Origin of the sequence: Rhodohalobacter sp. 614A, from assembly GCF_021462415.1 — a bacterium.
Taxonomy (GTDB): domain Bacteria; phylum Bacteroidota; class Rhodothermia; order Balneolales; family Balneolaceae; genus Rhodohalobacter.
Map to the genome: position 1 here is coordinate 67162 of NZ_JAKEDS010000006.1, position 18266 is coordinate 85427.

The window sequence follows — 18266 nt, forward strand, 5'->3', positions numbered from 1 at the left end:
ATCACTCTGAATATTTGACTTATGCTTGAACAGATTATTGATAAAGTATTAAAGAACCGGCTGACCATTTTTATTTTGGTAGCCGCAGTAGCACTCTATGGCTACTTTTCATTTCGGGATGTCCCCATCGATTCGTTTCCCGATGTATCGCCCACACTTGTGCAGGTGTTTACGTCCAGTCCGGGTCTTTCTCCGGTAGATGTGGAAACGCAGATCAGTTACCCCATTGAGATCTCCATGTATGGATTGCCGAAACTGGACCGAGTGCAAAGTACCTCCATTTTCGGGCTTTCCAGAGTGAATATTTACTTTGAGGAAGGAACTGATATCTACTTTGCCCGGCGGCTGGTAAATGAACGATTGTCGCAGGCCAAAAATGAGATACCGGACGGACTTGGTGAACCTCAGCTTGGCCCCATCACCACCGGACTTGGAACGGTATTGATGTATGAGGTCAAGAATAAAGAGGGCTACGATCACTCCCTGATGGACATTCGTACCGCTCAGGATTGGATCGTAAAGCCACAGCTTCGAACGGTGCCAGGCGTAACCGGTGTATTGTCGATTGGCGGTGATGTTCGTCAGTTTCAGGTCAAAGCCGATATGAACGCCCTGGTTTCTCGCGGTCTTACGCTTGAAGATCTTGAAGGTGCCCTCAACAAAAACAATCGTACGGTGGGCGCTTCCTTTCTGGAACGCGGAGGAGAAGAATACCTGGTGCGTGGTTACGGCTGGATTCAACCCGACGAAGAAGGTCTCAAAGATCTTGAGAATATAATCGTATCGAATGAAGAGGGCACTCCGGTGTACGTGAAAGATGTAGCTGAAGTGGCATTTGGCTCCGAGATCAAGCGAGGAACCCTGGTTGCCAACGGAGAAGAATCGGTAGGTGGTTTTGTGTTGAAACTCATCGGAACCAACACGCAGGACTTGCTGGCCGAAATGGATAACAAAGTGGATGCCATCAATAGCGCCCTCCCCGAAGGTATGATGATGGAAACCTTTTATTCCCAGGGCGAACTGGTGGAAAAAGCCGTGGGTACGGTTACCAATGCCCTGTATATCGGGGCCATTCTGGTGCTCATCGTGCTGTACTTTTTTATGGGCGATATCCGGTCCACTTTGATCATCATTTCCACAGTCCCCATTGCGTTCTTGATCGCTTTCATTGGGATGAATTGGCTGGGTATATCGGCCAACCTGATGAGCCTTGGCGGACTGGCGATCAGTATTGGGATGATCGGTGACAGCGCCACAGTTATTGTAGAAAATACGTACAGGCTTCTTGAGGAGCGGAAAGAAGGAAATGTATCGCTGACCCGAATTGTGAGTGAGGCCGCGCGTGAAGTTATTCGACCGGTATTTTTCGCCACCAGCATTATCATCATTGTATTTCTGCCGCTCTTTTCGCTGGAAGGTGTGGAAGGAAAGATGTTCAAGCCGCTGGCCTATACCATAACATTTGCGTTGTTTGGGGCCATCTTTTTAGCACTGACTTACATTCCCATTATCTCCAGCTTCATCCTTCCCGAAAAAGGAATGGACAAGGAACCCTGGTTGGTACGTACGCTCAAAAAATGGAGTGAACCGCTGATAGAGAAGACCTCGAAATATCCCAAAATGGTATTTGGAGCCGCTCTTGTTTTGTTTGCCGGAAGCATGGCTATCTTTCCGTTTTTGGGAACCGAATTTCAGCCCACCTTGCGAGAAGGTACATACGCCGTTCGTTCGGTATTACCACCGGGGGCCAATCTTCCGACCACTACCGAATACTCCAAGCGGCTTCAGGAATCGATGCTAACCTTTCCTGAAGTGGAGAGCGTGTATTCGCGTGTTGGTCGCGCCGAAGTGGGCGGCGACCCGGAGCCGGTAAACGTCGTATTCAACGTGGTGAATTTGAAACCGTTGGACGCATGGGAATGGGGACGTGATTATGAAGAACTCCAGACCGCGATGGCCGAAAAACTATCCGAGGATCTACCCGGCGTATCTTCCAACTTCTCCCAGCCCATTCAGCTTCGTACCGATGAACTGCTAAGCGGCGTCCGGGCACAAGTAGTTGTGAGTTTGTATGGCGATGATCTGGATCTGCTGGCTGAAAAAGCAGGTGAAATTCAGACCATTGCTGAAGGTGTAGAAGGAGCTGTAGATGTCCGCGCGCAACAACAAGGCGGGAAGCCTCAAATCCTGGTTCGTCCGGATCGTGAGCAGTTGGCTCGGCTGGGAATAAGCATGGATGACTTCCTTAACACCGTAGAAACCGGGATCGGTGGATCGGTAGCCGGACAGGTATTCGAAGGCATTCGACGCTTCGATATCTTCGTTCGCCTTCAGGAATCTCAGCGAACCCACGTTGACCAGGTTCGTGATCTTCCCATCCGCACGGCAAAAGGAGCGCTGGTTCCGCTGTCGCAAATCGCCGATGTGGAAGTCTTTACCGGTCCAAAGCAGATTTCCCGAAATAAAGCCAGCCGCCGAACCTATGTGCAGCTCAATGTTCGAGGACGAGACATGGGAAGCGTAGTCAGCGAAATTCAGCAAAAGGTGGCTGAGCAGGTCGAACTACCGGCTGGATATTTCACCGAATACGGCGGACAGTTTGAAAATCAGCAGCGGGCCATGGCACGATTGTATGTAGTGGTTCCGATTACGCTGGGACTTATTTTCTTCATGCTGTTTTCCACTTTCAGCAGCTGGAAATACGCTGTACTCATCTTTCTGAATATTCCTTTTGCCACTATCGGGGGTATTGTGGCGCTCTGGGTGTCCGGCCTCTACTTGTCCGTACCGGCAGCCGTGGGCTTTATCGCCATCTTTGGTATCGCGGTACTCAATGGCGTGGTGTTGGTGTCCTACATCAACCAATTGCGGGAAGAAGGCCTTGAAACCCACAAAGCAGTTGTGAAAGCAGCCCTCTTACGCCTTCGTCCGGTACTGATGACGGCCTTAACCACCGGGCTCGGACTCATTCCACTGCTACTGGCCAACGATATCGGCTCGAATGTCCAGCGACCGTTGGCAGCCGTGGTCGTTGGTGGTCTGGTAACCTCGACCCTGCTAACACTGGTGGTATTGCCCACCATCTACAAGTGGTTCGCTGAACCGGTAGAACACGTAGAACTTTAAATTTAAAAAAACTCAAACCTCCAGGGTTTTTTGAAGCCCTGGAGGTTTAATCCCAAAGCAAATAATTATGAAAGAGATTAAAGCATTTATTCGTACGAACATGATCGATTACGTTATTGACGCCATTGGTAATTTACCTGATGCACCTGGTATTACCCTGAGCGATGTACGAGGCTGGGGCCATGTAAAAGGGGAAGAACGAGCCCAACTCATCAAGCGTACAAAGCTGGAAACCGTTGTCCCCACACATCGTGTGGAGGAAATCATTGATATTATCATAAAAAAAGGCAGAACAGGAAATCCCGGTGACGGAAAAATATTTATCTCTGGTGTGGAACGTGGAGTCCGCATACGAACCGGTGAAACGGATGATGATGTAATCAGATAAATTCTAAAATGAAACTGATATCATGAGTAACAGAATTTTTACAAAAGAAGAAATTCAGAAGATGTATGATGAATTAGCTTCATCCTATGATCTGTCAATACTCTTATTTAAAATAATTGGCTTCCGTGAGCAGACATATCGCAGAAAAGCCATCCATAATCTACACCTTGTTCCGGGCGATACGGTGATAGATTTAGGATGTGGAACCGGTTTAAATTTCAATATACTTTAAAGGAAAGTAGGGCCTGAAGGAAGAATCATTGGTGTTGATTTATCCACCAAAATGCTTGAACAGGCTAAAGATCGCATCAACAAAAAAGGTTGGAAAAATGTGGAGCTTGTTCAATCTGATATAGCTGAATTTCAAATTCCGGATGATGCAGATGGAGTTCTGTCAACGATGGCAATCACGATGTCGCCGGATTATGATATGATCATCCGGAGAATCGCTGATACTTTAAAAAAGGGTAAACGTATATCCATATTTGAACTACAAAAACCAGATGGATGGCCTGAGTGGCTGGTAAAATTAATGGTAAAATTACTAAGTCCTTATGGAACTCGGTACGAACATACACAACGCACCCCTTGTAATTCCATAAAAAAATACTTTAATGATTTATCAATTAAACACCATTATTTCGGCTCTGTTTGCATTGCATCTGGAGTAAGTCGGAAACAAATCATTTAATGGATAAACGTAATAACTATGAAAAAACTAACGCTTGATATACCTGTAATTCTACCTGATATCCCTGACCTAAAGGACAAATGTGTAAGCCGTCTTATTGGAACTCTTGAAGGACGGGATGGAGTGGATCGGGTACATATTAAAACAGATGAGAATGAAAAACCAAAGCTCTGTATTCACTTTGATCCCGAAACGATATCACTTAGAAAAATAAAAACCATTGCTCAACAGACCGGTGCGAAACTTCATGATTTATTTGGGCACATGTTAGTGAAAGTGAACGGTATTCGTCATTCCAGACACGCCCGATCAATTACTCGGCAACTCAGAGATGTGAATGGAGTTGTAGATGCTTACTCGAGCGCCACAGGCTGGATCAGGCTGGAATATAAAAAGGGTGATATTAGCAGGGAGAAGCTTACGAAAATAATTAGAGAGACTGGGTTAGATATTGAGAAGTTTTCCGAAGAACTTCAGGACGTAAAAGAAAATAATGAGGAGACAAATGGTAAAGGGAAAAAACCGGAGACAGATCATGAGCACTCACATAAAGAAGAAGATTCGCACGACCACGATCACGGTGGCATCTTTGGCGAAAAAACCGAGCTGATCTTCTCGCTGATATGCGGTAGCTTGCTCGGCATAGGATTCGGCCTCTCCTATGTGAGCACGTTGCCCGGCTGGGTCTCGCTTGCACTATATGTGAGCTCCTACTTCTTTGGTGGATTCTACCTGGTGCAGGAAGCTTACACCGAAGTAAAAGCCGGAAATTTCGAGATTGATTTCCTGATGCTGGTTGCCGCGATTGGAGCTGCAATCCTTGGGGAGTGGGCTGAGGGGGCGCTTCTGCTTTTCTTGTTCAGCCTTGGACATTCCCTGGAACACTATGCTATGGGTCGGGCACGAGATGCCATCAAAGGGCTTTCTGACCTTGCGCCAAAAACCGCTCTGCGAAAAAAAGATGGAACCACCGAAGAGGTACCTGTTGAGGAGTTGCAGGTTGGAGATGTTATTGTGATCAAACCGAACAGTAAAATTTCCGCCGACGGGGTAGTTATCAATGGCGAGAGCAGCGTCAACCAGGCACCCATCACCGGCGAAAGCGTGCCCGTAGACAAGATGGAATATGACGATCCTGAATCCATCGATGAAGATGCAGATTCTATTGACGATAAGCACCGCGTGTTTGCCGGCACCATCAATGGAAATGGAAGTCTGGAGGTAAAGGTGACAAAACTTTCCAAAGATTCCACACTTTCTCGCCTGATCAAGCTGGTTAACGAAGCCGAAGCTCAGAAGTCGCCGACCCAACAGTTCACCGACAAATTTGAAAAGTATTTTGTACCGTCCGTGTTAGTATTAGTGGTGATATTGAATTTTGCTTTTCTGGTTATAGATGAATCTTTTTCAGCAAGTTTTTATCGGGCCATGGCGGTTCTTGTGGCAGCAAGTCCCTGTGCACTGGCTATTTCTACGCCCAGCGCAGTGCTTAGCGGTGTAGGACGAGCCGCAAGAGGTGGAGTTCTGATAAAAGGCGGTCGCCCCCTTGAAAACCTTGGAATATTAAAGGCGTTAGCTTTTGATAAAACCGGAACCCTCACAGAAGGCGAGCCCAGACTTACTGATGTGATCACCTTTGGTGATACGGAGGAAAACGAGTTGTTAAAAGTAGCTGTAGCTGTAGAAAGTTTAAGTGATCACCCCCTCGCTGATGCCGTGGTGCGTGATGGAAAAGAGAAGTTAGGGGAAACTGATTTTCCCGAAGCCGAAGATCTTGAATCCATTACAGGGCGGGGAGTAAAAGCAACGATTAAAGATATAACAGTGTATATCGGGAATGCGGAGCTATTTGAAGAGGCCGATGGCATTAAACTCTCTGAAGACCTTAAACGAAGTGTAGAAGAATTGGAAGGAGAAGGGAAAACGACTATGATTGTTCGTCATGGTGATCGATATCTTGGTATGCTTGGGCTGATGGATACCCCACGAGAGGATGCCAAGGAGGTTATTCAAAAACTGCGGGACATGGGCTTGACACACCTGATCATGCTTACGGGCGACAATCAGCGGGTGGCCGATGCTGTTGCTAAAGAGATCGGTATCGACGACCCAAAAGGTAATTTACTGCCTGAAGACAAGGTGGAAGCTGTCAAAAAGCTTCGTGAAGAGGAAGGCGACGTAGCGATGGTAGGCGATGGCGTCAACGATGCTCCGGCCATGGCCAACAGCACAGTGGGCATTGCTATGGGAGCAGCCGGATCAGATGTGGCCCTTGAAACAGCCGATGTAGCTTTAATGGCCGACAAGATTTCCGTTCTTCCGTTTGCTATCGGACTGAGCCGCAAAACCAAATCGATCATCAAGCAGAACCTGTGGATCAGCCTGGGTATGGTGGCTCTGCTTGTGCCAGCTACGATTTTTGGCCTGAGCATGGGTTGGGCAGTCATCGGCCACGAAGGGTCAACAGTAGTTGTGGTATTTAATGCGTTGAGGTTGTTAGCTTACAAATCCTAACCTATTCAAAGATAAATTAGCTCGGCCAATATGTTGCACACTATAACTAAAGCAGTAAGCTTTTTCCTGATACTATTTATTGCAGCAACTTCTTCTGTAGACGCCGGGCAACCTAAACTTTCGCCGGAAGCTCAGGTCAGTCTCCTTACGACTTCTTCCGGTGCTGAATTGTACACTTTGTTTGGCCATACTGCCTTGCGCATTTACGACCCGGAAGCAGGTGTAGATCGCGCATATAATTATGGTACTTTTGATTTCAACGCTCCAGGGTTTTATTGGAAATTTGCCCTCGGCGATCTGCGATATTTTCTTTCGGTGAACAAGTTTGAGAATGCAAAAAAAGCATATTTGAATGACGGCCGCATTATTACTGAACAGCGATTAAATCTAACAGAGAATCAAACCAAACGCTTGTATGATTTTTTGGAGAATAACGCCCGGCCCGAAAATCGATATTATTCCTATGAGTTCTTCTATGATAACTGTACCACCCGGATCTATGAGGCTGTCAAGGCAGTAGCTGGGGATTCAATCCATTTTCAAGAGCCGCAAAATTCGGCAAAGAATAGTTTTCGGCAGTTTATTAATCCCTACGTGAAATCCGTTTCCTGGGTAAAATTTGGGATTAACTTGCTGTTGGGTACTCCCGCCGACCGCAACCCACCCGAGTCGGAAACGCTGTTCTTACCCGACCTGTTAAAAGAGGGATTTTCACACGCTCGGATACAGCAAGCTGATACAAGTCTTGCCTTGGTTTCAGAGCAGAGATTTTATGCTCCTCAGAAACGGTCTGTCATTAGTCCTGCGAGAGTAAGCCCCACTTTAAGCTTTTGGTTTTTGCTGATTACAAGCCTGCTTGCCGGGTTTTTCTATAGAACTAATCACACATTCTGGTTTTGGTTCGACCGTCTGTTATTCGGGATAATTGGGTTGATTGGAGTGTTGATCATTTTTTTGTGGTTTTTTTCTTCGTATCCCTCAACCAAATGGAATTGGAATATAGTGTGGTCTGCCCCGGCTTTGTCGGCCTTTATATTTTCTTTTATGGGCAGAAAACGACTTTCAGAAAATTATAAAGTGTTTTTGGTACTATATGCAGCTATTCTTCTGCTCTTTCTCCTAAGCTGGTCATTTATTCCTCAACAGATCCCCTCTGCAATTTTGCCTCTTCTTTTTTTGTTGGGATTTCGGAGTATTAAAAAGCAATCCGAATCAGTAAATCAGGAAATGGTCAATGTGTTATAGCTTGCCAATCTTTCACTTATTTAGAATTTTGGAAACGAAAGATAACTGCCCCGAACCCATATATTTATATCAAAATTACCAAATATGAGTTTCAAAGATTTTAGTGGTAGTTTATCATAGAATTGATATGATTTATACCGGCGATTCGCCCTTTGTATAAATATTACTTGTACACATTAATCAACGAATATTATTTCAATAAAGATGACTATTCATGAAAAAAGATTGCAGAGCAGAGATATACAACCGACCGCTATGCGCATGCGGATTCTTCTTTTCATGGCTGAAACAAAGTCGGTAATAAGCCTATCAGATCTTGAAGAAAAGTTTACCCATGCAGATCGAACAACGCTTTATCGTACCTTAAAAACATTCTTAGAACATGGTTTGGTGCATCAAATAAACGATGCAAGTGGGATAACTAAATATGCCCTTTGTTCTGAAAACTGTACCTGTTCGTACCCGGATGATGTGCACGTTCATTTTTATTGTTTATCCTGTGAACAAACATTTTGTTTTCCACATCTTGGCATTCCTAACTACGATCTGCCCGAAAATTTTACTCCATCCAACGGCAATTTTGTGATAACCGGGAGTTGTCCTTCCTGTTCTTCCTGATCTTTGCAATTGAGTTGCATTACAAATAATCCTTATTATCTGCATTCTACTTAATCACAATATTTCCCCTTAAAGAATTGTATTTTTTCAGAGCATACATACGTAATCTGAATGTTGCGACAATCGCATCTTTTCTTTTTTCATGGGCAGGGTTTTTCTTTTTTCTACCCTTAAGTGTTTCTGTATTAGCAAGTACTCATGATGTTTCCTCTACCTACAACTTAGATAAAGGCTGTTTTGAAATTGTATTACAACATTCAGAAGAGACTAATTCAGGGTACAAAACAGTTGAAAAAAAGCACCATCAATTTCAAAATCAGTGCTGCTATGATGATGCACTGTTAAGAAATGAGTGCCCGGACTGTAAGTTTATGTTTCCAATCATTCCTTATTTGTTTGGGAACTATGGTGAACCTGTTTTTCAAATTACGTTACCTGTATATCTAAAAGACAACTTATCCCCTCCAATAACTCTTAAAGTTATTAAAGTCACACAACTTCTGATTTAATACCTGCCTTTCTCTATTTAGCAGAAACAAATTCTGCCCCATCCATTTTTTTCAACGAGCTGTTTAACCTCTGGTCATTCTGTGGTTTCAGCCAAAGTATTTGAAAAAGATCGGCATCAAAGACTAATCTATATTCACTCAGCTGTAAACATGATCAACAAAATTATTGCCTTTTCGATTAAGAACAAGTTTATCATCGGCTTGTTTATCCTGTCTCTAATAGGAGTAGGATTATATTCTATGATGACCATTAATCTAGGTTCGGTTCCTGATATTACAAATAATCAGGTACAGGTGATTACGGTATCGGAAAATCTATCTACCGAAGACATTGAACAATTTGTAACCTATCCCGTGGAGCTTGCCATGGGTAACCTGCCGGGAGTAACTGAAATCCGTTCGGTATCCCGATTCGGGTTATCCGTGGTTACCATCGTTTTCGAAGATGATATGGGTACCTATTTACCCCGGCAACTGGTACAGGAAAAACTCAGTGAACTGGGCGAAACGATCCCCGAGAATTTTGGAAGTCCATCCATGGGGCCCATTTCAAGTGGATTAGGCCAAATTTACGAGTACTCCATTCAGGTGGACCCTGCATATGAAGATCAATATACGCCTGATGAATTGCGCACAATACAAGATTGGATTATTAAGCGCCAAATGGTGCTCCTGGAAGGGGTTATAGAGGTCAACTCCTTCGGTGGAGGCATCAAACAATATGAAGTAGCCATAAGTCCTGATAAACTAAATGCAATGGGAGTTAGTATTTCAGAAGTATATGAGGCAATGTCCAGGAATAATGTAAATACCGGCGGGGCCTATATCGAGAAAAACAAGATGGCTAATTTTATTCGTGGCGAAGGATTGATACGCAGCCTTGAAGATATAGAAAACATTGTAGTCAAGAACGAAAACGGACTACCCATCCTAATCAGAGATGTAGCAGAAGAGGTTACCTTTGGAACTCAAATTCGTTATGGAGCTTTTACTCAGGATGGTGAGGAAGCAGTAGGTGGCATTATTATGATGCTGAAAGGCTCAAACCCGAATGCAACCATTCAAAACGTTCAGGATAGAATTGCTGAAATTCAAAAGTCACTGCCTGAAGGTTTAAAGATTGAGCCTTTCCTTGATCGAAGTGCTCTTATTGAACGAACCACCAGTACAGTTACCACAAACCTGGTGGAAGGTGCATTGATTGTAGTTTTCGTTTTGGTAATACTCTTAGGAAGTTTACGCGGAGGGTTAATAACCGCCTCACTTATTCCGCTTTCCCTTCTTTTTGCTTTTATAATGATGAAGGCCACCGGGGTGTGGGCCAATCTAATGAGCCTTGGAGCCATCGACTTCGGTATTATTGTTGATGGAGCCGTAATTATAGTGGAAGGCACGGTTCATGAAATTGAAAAAAGGGTGAAATCCGGAAAACGTGCTTTTAGTAAAACACAGATGAATGAAATTGCCTACAAGGCAAGCAGCACCATGATGAATGCTGCCTTCTTTGGACAGTTGATCATCCTTATTGTATTTGCCCCTATCCTGTTTCTGGAAGGAGTAGAAGGTAAGATGTTCCGTCCTATGGCATTCACCTTTGGGTTTGCTGTATTAGGTGCTATTATTTTATGTCTTACCTATGTACCAATGGTCTCGGCACTGTTTATGAAACCCTCACAAAATAGAAAGGGATGGTTTGCCCGGTTCGAGCGAGGCCTCGATCGGGTCAGCAACAAACTTATATCCTTTATTCAGAAGGGCTACGATCCGGTTATCCAATGGTCGTTAAAGCGAAAACCTGTTGTGATTGTAGCTGCCATACTGCTTTTTGGCGGTGCGATGTTCACCTTTTCGAGAATGGGAGGTGAATTTATTCCACAACTGGATGAGGGAGATATTGCCATGCAAGCCCTATTCCGTCCGGGCAGTGGATTATCAGAGGCGATCGATCAATCCAAGAAAATTGAGACGACACTGCTGGAAGAATTTCCAGAGATAGAAACAGTAACAGCTCGAATTGGGGTAGCTGATATTCCCACTGATCCTATGCCCATGGACATTGCCGACATGTACATCATTCTGGACAAGAATAAAGAAAACTGGATCTCTGCCGAATCTAAAGAGGAGCTGATAGAAAAAATAAAGAGTAAACTCGATCAGACCATGATAGGTGTGAATTTCGTTTTTACCCAGCCGGTAGAGCTTAGGTTTAACGAACTTTTGGAAGGTGTACGAGAAGATATCGCCGTAAAGCTATACGGAGACGACATAGATGTATTGGCGGAGAAAGTTCAGGAAATGGCTCAAATTATTCAAACTATTCCAGGGGTGGGTGATGTGAGTCCCGAACGTACGGCTGGACTACCTCAAATGACCGTTAGGTATGACCGGCAAAAAGTGGCTCAATATGGACTGGATATCACGAAGCTCAATCAATACGTAAGTTCAGCTTTTGCCGGAGGAGTTGCTGGAGTTGTATTCGAAGGCGAAAGACGATTTGATCTTGTGATCCGCTTTGATGAAGCTCATCGTACTGGCATTGAGGATATTCGCAATCTGTATGTAGATCTGGAAAACGGTGCACAGGTGCCGGTTAAAGAAGTGGCGGATATCAGTTATCAGCCGGGGCCTATGCAGATCTCGCGAGATAACACCTTTCGCAGGAGCTATGTTGGTGTGAATACACGCGGGCGGGATGTGGAATCGGTGGTTTTGGATATTCAAGAAAAACTGGAGGCCGAATTGAATCTGCCGCCGGGTTATTACATTACTTATGGGGGTGAATTTGAGAATCTGCAACGGGCCAAGAACCGATTGGCTATTGTAGTGCCTATAGCCCTGTTTCTTATCTTTGTGCTACTGTACTTCGCACTAAAATCGTTCTCACAGTCGGTAATGATCTATCTGGCTATTCCCCTGGCTTCTATTGGAGGTGTCTTCTTCCTGGCTTTACGTGGAATGGACTTCAGTATTTCTGCCGGAGTTGGTTTCATTGTATTGTTCGGAGTGGCTGTGCTAAACGGCCTTGTGCTCGTCAGCCGGTTTAATTCATTAAAAATCGAAGGTGTTATGGATTTACAAGAACGAATTTTGACAGGTACCAAAGAGCGACTTCGCCCCATTTTATTGACCGCTACGGCGGCTATTATGGGTTTTCTTCCGATGGCGTTTTCAACAACAGCCGGTGCTGAAGTACAGCGGCCGCTGGCCACTGTTGTAATCGGCGGGTTGATTAGCGCCACGCTGCTTACGTTGGTCGTGCTGCCCATCCTTTATGCGTACATAGAAAAGCGTAAAATGAGAAAACACAAGCCGGGTAGTACTTCTATGGCCTCCGTTGTGTTGCTGATTATTGGTGGAAGCCTGCTGCTTTCTCCCGATTCTGTACAGGCTCAGGAACAGGTGCTGAATGATACCCTCCCGCAAATTGCGCTGGATCAGGCCGTTCAAAAAGCGATAGCAAATTATCCTTCTCTTGAGGCAGCCAGGCTTGGAATTGACAACAGGAAGGCTCTTCAAAAAACAGCCTGGGACTTTGGCGATACGAACCTCTTTACCGGAGGTGAAGAGTTCGGCAACGGTTCGGACGGTGTTACTACAAAATTTGGCATTCAGCAGCAGTTTGATCTGTTCGGTGTTTTACCAAGGCTAAATCATCGGAATGAACAAACAGAACTTGCCAGGCTGAACTATGAATTGTCTGAGTTAGAGCTCAGGCTCCGGGTAAAGCAGGACTGGTCAACGGTTTTCATCGCTAAACAACAATATGAGATCTATAATCGCCTGAACCAGCAATTCAGGGATATTGCTAGGGCTGCGGAAATAAAATTTGAAACGGAGGAAATTTCCCGGCTGGGATATCTTAATATCATGAATCAGGCCAACCAAATTACCATACAAACAGAACAAGCCTTCCGCGATTATGGGGCTGCTGTTCGAGCTTTTAACAAATGGTTTGAGGGGGACTCGTTATACACGGTTCAAAGTGTTTCAGCCGAACAGCTTGTTCAACCTTTACAGGTAGATTCTACATTCGACCATCCGCTGATTGCTTTATATCAACAAAAAATTGACGTGGCGGAAGCATCGATTAAAGAACAAAGAAGTCAGTTTTTACCAAGTTTTCAAGCCAGTTATGGCTGGCAGGAAATAGCTGGGCAAGGTGGCTTTAATTCCTATGAGATCGGGATCAGACTTCCGGTATTCTTCTGGTCTAAGGCCGGGAAAACTCAATCCGCCCGGATTGAACGAAATATTGCCCGTCAAAACCTAGACCAGGCTCAGAGAGAATTCAACAGTACCTATAACAGTATCCGGGAAAATTATCAGAAATGGTTGCGCTCGTGGGAATATTATCGACAGGAAGCACTCCCTCTTGCCAAAGAACAACAGCAAGGTGCCATCACCTCTTATGAAGAAGGAGCCATAGACTATGTGGCTTTCTTTCAAAGCATCAGAGATGCCATTCGCATTGAAATCGACTCATGGAATGCATTTGGCAATTATCTGAATAGCCATTTCCAATTAGAATACTACCTCAACAAAACTCAATAACAGATTTTAAATCAACAAAAAAATGAATAAATCTAATTTATATATAATTTTATTGGCTGTCCTTGCATCTGTTTTTACAGCCTGCGGCGAGATCAATAGCGATGAAAAAGAACAAGAAGCAACAGAACTTGCCGGTGTGGCTGAGGCAGAAGAAAACATGGTTCATCTGTCGGAACTGAAGTTCAACAGCCTTGGAATGAAACTGGATACTTTGTCCCTGCGCTTTCTCTCAGAGAGCGTAGAAGCAAATGGTCAGCTGGAAGTTCCCCCGCAGCATGAGGCAAGCGTAACTGCGGTTTTGGGAGGTAATATTGGTTCCATAGAAGTTATTGAGGGAGATCAGGTGTCAAAAAATCAGACTATTGCCTTCCTTTCCCATCCTAATTTAACCAAAGTCCAAACTGAATACGTACGGTTGTATCAGCGCATGTTGTATTTAGATCATGAATTTAAGCGACAAGCAAGGTTATATGATGAAAAGGTAGGCTCCGGCCAAACTTACCAACAAACTAAAGCCGAATACGAATCAGTTAAGGCGGAGGTCAAAGGTTATGAGGCTCAGCTGAATCAGCTTAACCTGGACGTTGAACAAATACAAGACGGCGATATTTATTCGTCGGTGCCGGTAGTAAGCCCTATTGATGGGTACATCGAAAAGGTTCAGATTCAAATCGGTCAGTACGTTGATCCCCAAACAATCATGTTTGAAATTGTGGATAACGAACATGTTCATGCCGATTTGATGGTCTTTGAAAAAGATGTGCACAAAGTTAAAAGGGGCCAATCCATCTCTTTTACTGTACAGTCAGTACCGGATCAAATACTTACAGCTACCATTTACTCTGTAGGCAAACAATTCGAACAAAATCCTAGGGCAGTGCATGTGCACGGCGAAATTGATCAGAAAGAAAACTTCCTGATTCCCGGGATGTATATCAACGGCACGATTCACACTTCAGAGACTAAAGCCTTTGCTTTGCCTGAGAATGCCATTGTTGAGGACGAGGGTAAAACCTACCTATTCACCGCAGAACAACAAGAGGAAAACGGAAATACCGAATGGTCTTTCACTCCGGTAGAAATTATGACCGGCATTGAGGAAGATGGTTGGGTTGAAGTGAAGTTGTTAGAACCATTGCCGGATGGAGCACGAGTAGCTTGGAACAATGCCTATTACCTGATCTCTGAAATGAAGAAAAGCCAGACTTCCGACGATGATTAACAAAAACTTTCCGGCAAAGCCATATTCATGTTTTTATGGCTTTGCCGGGGTTAATGCATAACACATAATATTATGAAAGAAATAAAAGCCTTTATAAAACCAAACAGAGTAGAAAATGTAGTTGCAGCACTCCAAGAAGCAGGACATGAAAGTGTTACGCTTTCCAAAGGAGAAGGTACCGGAGCATACAAACAGAAAGATGCGTCCCCATCGCTGGATTTTCACTTTACGGACAGTCCAGTCGTAAAATTAGAGCTGGTATGTCAATGCAAAGAATCCGATAACGTTGTTCAACTTATCTGCGCCAATGCCAAAACACCGGAACGCGGTGACGGCATCATTTACGTTACAGATATTCAAAAAGCGTTTAGGATTAAAACCTGTGAGCCTTTTGAGGGGTAAGGAACAGGTGATTCTTTGTCACAGTTAAGTTGAAGATGAAAATAATCCCATATATTCAACCATGAAAAAATCCACATTTAATATTCCACAAATGGACTGCTCAGCCGAAGAGCAAATGATTCGAATGAGCTTGGAAGAGTTTGAAGATATTAAATCTCTAAACTTTGATATCCCGAATCGTACATTAGAAGTGTATCACGAAAATAGGCTTAATGAGATTGAGAAAGCCCTTGACTCCCTGAGTTTGGGTTCTAAATTGAATTCAACAAAAGAGGCTCAAATGTCGCCTTTCGCTTCTGATGAGCAGCAACAAAAGAACATTCTATGGTGGGTTTTAGCGATCAACTTTCTCTTCTTTATCATTGAAATGACAGCCGGATGGATTATCAATTCTATGGGGCTGATTGCAGACTCACTAGATATGCTGGCAGATTCATCCGTATATGCGCTCAGCCTTTTTGCTGTTGGAGCAGCGGTAGCAAGAAAAAAGAAAGTAGCAAAAATTAGCGGCTATCTTCAGATGGGTCTGGCATCACTGGGATTTCTTGAAGTACTGCGGAGGTTTCTTGGAGTGGGTGAAATGCCCGACTTTCAGTGGATGATCATTATTGCTTCAACGGCTCTTGTTGCAAATGTTTTTACCTTATGGCTTATCAATAAAGCGAAAAGCAAAGAAGCACACATGCAGGCGAGTACAATTTTTACCTCCAATGATATTATTGTAAATGGTGGTGTAATTTTGGCCGGAATTCTTGTTTATGCACTGGATAGCAGGTGGCCGGATTTACTCATCGGAGCTGTTGTATTCAGCTTCGTGATGCGAGGTGCAGTAAGAATTCTAAAATTATCAAAATAGCAGGTGTTGTTGCTGATATTTACTCCAGGGCATTCGTAATCTTTGTTATGATACCTTGCTTATCATCATCTGTTGTGATTTTATCAAGAACTTCGTTGGTGTTGGCATCAAGCAACAGGACAAATCCGGTCATGCCTTCATTTTTCTCAAAAATTTCTGAAAGTCCTAACCTGGCTGCCATTAACTTTGATTGATGTGCCGTAAAATCATTGGTCATATCCATTTTGACGAAAAGCACCGGTTGTCCTTCAAACTCAGGTTTTGCTTCTTCCATTATTGGCTTTATTGCCTGGCAGGCTCCACACCAATCGGCATACATATACATAGCTATTACCCGAGGATCTTCATCTGAGTTAACCTGATTTGCGTTGAGAGTAAAAAAAGGATGTTGCAAATACTACAGCACTCATTTACATAAATAAGGGTGGGTCCGATAGACGATTCCGTTGTATTTCACACCTAAATAATCTTTGTCTTTAAGCCCTGATTTTGTTAGCCTAAGCGCCAACAAAATCGAATCCATCCACGATCTGCACATCTGGGCGATGAGTACGACCGAGAATGTGCTGTCGGTTCATATTATTTTAAAAACCGATACGTCTGATCAATTTTTAAGAGAGATTAAAGCGGAATTGAGAGAGCAGTTTAATATCCACCATTCAACCATTCAGGTAGAGGTGTCGGATTTGAACGACAGTTTGATAGATGAGTGATTGTTATATCCACTTCAAAGCTTGCCAATCTGTATTAAAATAAATTCCATGAGTAAGCGATACCTTCCTGCACATAGTTCTGGAGGGCAAAAGTCATAAGTTAAAATGTTCTTACGCATGATTCCAATACTTCATTGAGCCTTATTGCTTTCTTTAAATAAAATATTTAGTTTAATCTAAATTATTGTTTAGTCTAATAATATTGGAGCATTATGGAGATTACTTCTTGTGTCAAAATCATACTAGCAATGATGGTGTTGCTAATAATCGTTATTGCCTGTGAAGAAACACTGCCGCCGGCTCCTGAAGAAAATGAGTTGTTGGATGGTCCTGTAGAGGGATTGAGTACCGCAGAGCAAAGCCAGTTCCTGGCGGGCGATGTAGCTTTTAATGACGAAGTCTTTACTGTTGCAAAAGGACTTGGGCCGGTCTTTGTAGCCAACAGTTGCGGTAGCTGCCATGCGGGTGACGGTAAGGGACATCCATTTATTCGATTTACCAGGTTCGGACAAAGCGACAGTACAGGCAATCCGTTTGCCACTTTCGGGGATAAACGGAACCAGCTTCAGCATAAAGCTATTCCTGGATTTGAGCCTGAAAAATTACCTGCTGGAGCACCATTTTCTAATTTTCTTGCACCGGCGGTTACCGGCCTCGGCTTTCTTGATGCGGTGCCGGATGCTGATCTCTTAGCGCTGGCTGATCCAAACGATGCGGACGGAGATGGAATCAGTGGTAGGCCCCACTTTAACTTTGTACCGGATTATGTGGAATTACGCCCAAACAGTATTTCACGGAATGGTAAATACATCCATCGTTTTGGCAAGAAAGCTTTGACGTATGATCTCCTGCAACAAACTGCAGATGCGTATAACCAAGACATGGGCATCGTCTCTTTGTTTGAACCTATCGATCCATTCAGCGGCTTGGAACAAGATCCGGAAGTTGGTACGCAGACCGTAAATGACGTCGTTTTCTATCTTAAGACCTTAAAAGCACCCATTCCAAGAAATCAGGACGACCCAGACGTTATTGCCGGAAAACAGATTTTCGCCCAAATTTCATGTTCGTCCTGTCATACACCAACCCTGACAACAGGCTTTTCTCCAATAGAAGCTATTTCCAATAAGGTCTTTCATCCGTATACCGACCTGCTTTTGCACGATATGGGGCCTGAACTGGATGACGGATATACCGAAGGTTTTGCCACTACATCAGAATGGAGAACCCCACCTTTGTGGGGATTGGGACTTTCAGAGAATTCCCAGGGAGGGAGTATGTTTTTGTTACATGATGGCAGAGCCAAAAGTATTGATGAGGCGATTCGCCTGCACGGAGGCGAGGCTGAGAATTCCAGAAGTATGTACATAGAGCTTTCTGAAGATGAAAAAGATCAGTTGATCAAATTTCTTGAATCCTTATAAGCCATGG

General features: G+C 44.0%; 12 protein-coding genes and 2 pseudogenes. 13 read left to right on the plus strand and 1 reads right to left on the minus strand.

Annotation, left to right across the window (positions count from 1 at the left end; translation table 11 throughout):
• The first annotated feature begins 21 nt into the window (after positions 1 to 21).
• The 11 genes and pseudogenes from L0B18_RS19045 (at position 22) to L0B18_RS19090 (ending at position 16122) form a co-directional block, all read left to right on the plus strand.
• Positions 22 to 3126: an efflux RND transporter permease subunit gene (locus L0B18_RS19045; protein ID WP_234573536.1), complete on the plus strand. Its 3105-nt coding sequence runs from the start codon at positions 22 to 24 to the stop codon at positions 3124 to 3126.
• Positions 3127 to 3193: 67 nt separating this feature from the next.
• On the plus strand, positions 3194 to 3514 hold the full coding sequence (locus tag L0B18_RS19050) for a P-II family nitrogen regulator (protein WP_234573537.1): 321 nt from the start codon (positions 3194 to 3196) through the stop codon (positions 3512 to 3514).
• 22 nt (positions 3515 to 3536) lie between these two features.
• On the plus strand, positions 3537 to 3746 hold the full coding sequence (locus L0B18_RS19055) for a hypothetical protein (RefSeq protein ID WP_234573538.1): 210 nt from the start codon (positions 3537 to 3539) through the stop codon (positions 3744 to 3746).
• Positions 3747 to 3761: 15 nt separating this feature from the next.
• Positions 3762 to 4205, plus strand: a pseudogene (locus L0B18_RS19060) (class I SAM-dependent methyltransferase); the annotation flags it as partial.
• 18 nt (positions 4206 to 4223) lie between these two features.
• Positions 4224 to 6719 carry a heavy metal translocating P-type ATPase gene (locus tag L0B18_RS19065; protein ID WP_234573540.1) on the plus strand — a complete coding sequence of 832 codons (2496 nt, stop codon included), beginning with the start codon at positions 4224 to 4226 and terminating at the stop codon, positions 6717 to 6719.
• 30 nt (positions 6720 to 6749) lie between these two features.
• Entirely contained in the window at positions 6750 to 7964 is a 1215-nt protein-coding gene (locus L0B18_RS19070) for a lipoprotein N-acyltransferase Lnb domain-containing protein (protein ID WP_103664468.1), read from the plus strand.
• Positions 7965 to 8219: 255 nt separating this feature from the next.
• A pseudogene (locus L0B18_RS19945) lies at positions 8220 to 8477 on the plus strand (Fur family transcriptional regulator); the annotation flags it as partial.
• 764 nt (positions 8478 to 9241) lie between these two features.
• Positions 9242 to 13642, plus strand: coding sequence for a CusA/CzcA family heavy metal efflux RND transporter (locus tag L0B18_RS19075; protein ID WP_234573541.1), 4401 nt, complete (start codon positions 9242 to 9244; stop codon positions 13640 to 13642).
• A 22-nt stretch (positions 13643 to 13664) separates the two neighbouring features.
• Entirely contained in the window at positions 13665 to 14864 is a 1200-nt protein-coding gene (locus L0B18_RS19080; protein ID WP_103664465.1) for an efflux RND transporter periplasmic adaptor subunit, read from the plus strand.
• 72 nt (positions 14865 to 14936) lie between these two features.
• Positions 14937 to 15266: a P-II family nitrogen regulator gene (locus L0B18_RS19085; protein ID WP_234573542.1), complete on the plus strand. Its 330-nt coding sequence runs from the start codon at positions 14937 to 14939 to the stop codon at positions 15264 to 15266.
• A gap of 61 nt (positions 15267 to 15327) precedes the next feature.
• Positions 15328 to 16122: a cation diffusion facilitator family transporter gene (locus L0B18_RS19090; protein WP_234573543.1), complete on the plus strand. Its 795-nt coding sequence runs from the start codon at positions 15328 to 15330 to the stop codon at positions 16120 to 16122.
• A 19-nt stretch (positions 16123 to 16141) separates the two neighbouring features.
• Here the strand turns inward: L0B18_RS19090 and L0B18_RS19095 are convergent, their stop codons facing one another.
• The gene (locus L0B18_RS19095) at positions 16142 to 16516 is read right to left on the minus strand and encodes a thioredoxin domain-containing protein (protein ID WP_255695707.1); all 375 of its coding nucleotides are present in this window, start codon (positions 16514 to 16516) and stop codon (positions 16142 to 16144) included.
• 76 nt (positions 16517 to 16592) lie between these two features.
• Between L0B18_RS19095 and L0B18_RS19100 the strand changes: the two genes are divergently transcribed.
• Both L0B18_RS19100 and L0B18_RS19105 read left to right on the plus strand, forming a co-directional pair.
• A complete protein-coding gene (locus L0B18_RS19100) occupies positions 16593 to 16835 on the plus strand; it encodes a cation transporter dimerization domain-containing protein (RefSeq protein ID WP_234573544.1) in 243 nt (80 codons plus the stop codon).
• Positions 16836 to 17083: 248 nt separating this feature from the next.
• The gene (locus tag L0B18_RS19105; protein ID WP_234573545.1) at positions 17084 to 18259 is read left to right on the plus strand and encodes a di-heme oxidoredictase family protein; all 1176 of its coding nucleotides are present in this window, start codon (positions 17084 to 17086) and stop codon (positions 18257 to 18259) included.
• Positions 18260 to 18266: the final 7 nt, after the last annotated feature.

Excerpts from the sequence above, each read along its gene's own strand:
- L0B18_RS19045 (WP_234573536.1), top strand. The coding sequence starts at position 22 with ATGCTTGAACAGATTATTGATAAAGTATTAAAGAACCGGCTGACCATT.
- L0B18_RS19050 (WP_234573537.1), top strand. The coding sequence starts at position 3,194 with ATGAAAGAGATTAAAGCATTTATTCGTACGAACATGATCGATTACGTT.
- L0B18_RS19055 (WP_234573538.1), top strand. The coding sequence starts at position 3,537 with ATGAGTAACAGAATTTTTACAAAAGAAGAAATTCAGAAGATGTATGAT.
- L0B18_RS19065 (WP_234573540.1), top strand. The coding sequence starts at position 4,224 with ATGAAAAAACTAACGCTTGATATACCTGTAATTCTACCTGATATCCCT.
- L0B18_RS19070 (WP_103664468.1), top strand. The coding sequence starts at position 6,750 with ATGTTGCACACTATAACTAAAGCAGTAAGCTTTTTCCTGATACTATTT.
- L0B18_RS19075 (WP_234573541.1), top strand. The coding sequence starts at position 9,242 with ATGATCAACAAAATTATTGCCTTTTCGATTAAGAACAAGTTTATCATC.
- L0B18_RS19080 (WP_103664465.1), top strand. The coding sequence starts at position 13,665 with ATGAATAAATCTAATTTATATATAATTTTATTGGCTGTCCTTGCATCT.
- L0B18_RS19085 (WP_234573542.1), top strand. The coding sequence starts at position 14,937 with ATGAAAGAAATAAAAGCCTTTATAAAACCAAACAGAGTAGAAAATGTA.
- L0B18_RS19090 (WP_234573543.1), top strand. The coding sequence starts at position 15,328 with ATGAAAAAATCCACATTTAATATTCCACAAATGGACTGCTCAGCCGAA.
- L0B18_RS19105 (WP_234573545.1), top strand. The coding sequence starts at position 17,084 with ATGATGGTGTTGCTAATAATCGTTATTGCCTGTGAAGAAACACTGCCG.